Annotated in this window: 1 protein-coding gene, 1 tRNA gene and 1 pseudogene; all 3 read right to left on the bottom strand. The window is 69.6% G+C overall.

Translation table 11 applies throughout. From position 1 onward, the window contains the following. Nucleotides 1-233: hypothetical protein (locus WA805_RS00015; protein WP_425241336.1), on the bottom strand; the 233-nt coding region annotated here is incomplete at its 3' end. A gap of 270 nt (nucleotides 234-503) precedes the next feature. Further along, nucleotides 504-580: transfer RNA gene (locus WA805_RS00010), tRNA-Met, on the bottom strand. A 264-nt stretch (nucleotides 581-844) separates the two neighbouring features. Beyond that, nucleotides 845-1,675: pseudogene (locus tag WA805_RS00005) on the bottom strand (hypothetical protein); the annotation flags it as partial.

Here is a 1,675-nt window from a genome sequence, read left to right as displayed (position 1 = left end):
TCGGTCAGCTTGCCGCACGGGATCATCAGCGCGGCCATCACCAGCAGGAACAACGTGATGCAGACCTGGACGCCCTGGACGTCGGTGTGCAGGTCCTGGCTGATGTCGTTGATCATGACGTTCATGTTCGAGCCGGCGAAACTGCAGATGAACTGGGCCAGGGCCAACGGCACCAGCATCTTCCGCAGCGACGAAGCCGAGACCCCCACGGTGGCGCCGCTGGTCATGTCCATGCGTTCGTCTCTCCTCCCCGGCGAGCCTGCACGCTCCCGGCCATGATCATGGGACAGCCTAGACTGACACGGTCATGCACATCTTGACGGAACGCATCATCCGCCGCGAGTGATGGCGGGCCGCTCCTGCGGAAACAGCGACCGGTGCCCGGTCGCATGCGCCGCTCTGAACTGGCCTGGGCCGTGCGGATGTCGGGCAGGATTGCCCCCGATCTGGTTAGCATCGCAACGAAAACGGCCCCGGAGCAATGGCTCCGGGGCCGTTTTACCTGGTAGCGGGGGCAGGATTTGAACCTGCGACCTCTGGGTTATGAGCCCAGCGAGCTACCGAACTGCTCCACCCCGCGTCGTACTAACACTCTATGAACTCCTGGCAGCCAAGGCAAATCGGCTGCGCTCGCCGCCGACCCTCGGACGGATCACGGCCCCTTGCGTGCGCGGATGGCTAGGGTGCCCGGACCGGCCGAGCTCGGCCACGTGCTCGACGGCCAGCCCGGTTCGCACGAAGGCGTTCAGCACGCCCGCCACCAACGGTCACTCTGCGCCTGCACATCTGGAGACGTTCCGTTAACCTTGGTGCAGTTGAGGCGATCGGGCGATCGGCGGCGCCGCTAAAGGCCGCCGCCAGACCCCAGGCCGGCCGGCGCGGCCATCCAGACCGTGTACGTCACCGGCCACGTGCCGCCTGGCGGCCCGGTCAGCACCGCGGCGTCCCCGGCCGTATGCAGCGACAGCACCAGTCGCGGCATTGCCCCCAGAGAGGCCCCGAACACAGCCAACTGCGACCGCGACGCTCCGAGCAGCACCGGACGGCGGTCGGCCCTTACGATCGAGCCCACCACCTGGGAGATGGCCAGCGGGGACGCGCCGGCGGCGGACGCGGCAGGCTGCCCGCACACACCTCGCACGACCTGGCTGAGCGAGTTCGCGGTGGCGGCGTCCACGAAGACCACGCTCGCGTCCTGGCCGATCGCGGAACACAGCCTGGACACCGCCTCAAGCGACCCGCCATACGTCGCGGAGGTGCCGGCCCCGGGGAACTGCACCCTGCTCACGAACTTGGCCAGGGCAGAGGAGCTGTGCCCGACGGAAGGGCGCGCCGCGAGCCCGGGACTCAGCGACGTCACCGCGCCGGGGATCGCCATCGCTAGCACGCAGCAGGTCGCCACCGCCACGGCGGTCCACCGCGACGCGCCGACCGCGACCGCCCATGCCACCAGCCGGGACGACCCCCAGAGCCCGAGCAGGATCAGTCCTGGCAGCACGACCGGCACCAGCCGGTGGCTCGCCCAGGGCTGGTCGGGCAACTCGGCCGGGTCCCACAGCACGGTTACCACGGACCAGCCGATGATCAGGATCGGGAGCCCCCACAGCCGCGCCAGCGTCAGCGCTTCTCTGTCGGCGCGCTCGCCCGCCGCGGCGCTCGCCCACCGCCACCCGAG

The sequence above is a fragment of the Trebonia sp. genome (assembly GCF_049794275.1).
GTDB lineage: Bacteria > Actinomycetota > Actinomycetes > Streptosporangiales > Streptosporangiaceae > Trebonia.
The sequence above is the reverse complement of the archived record's forward strand: the minus strand, read 5'-3'. Positions and strand labels throughout refer to the sequence as shown.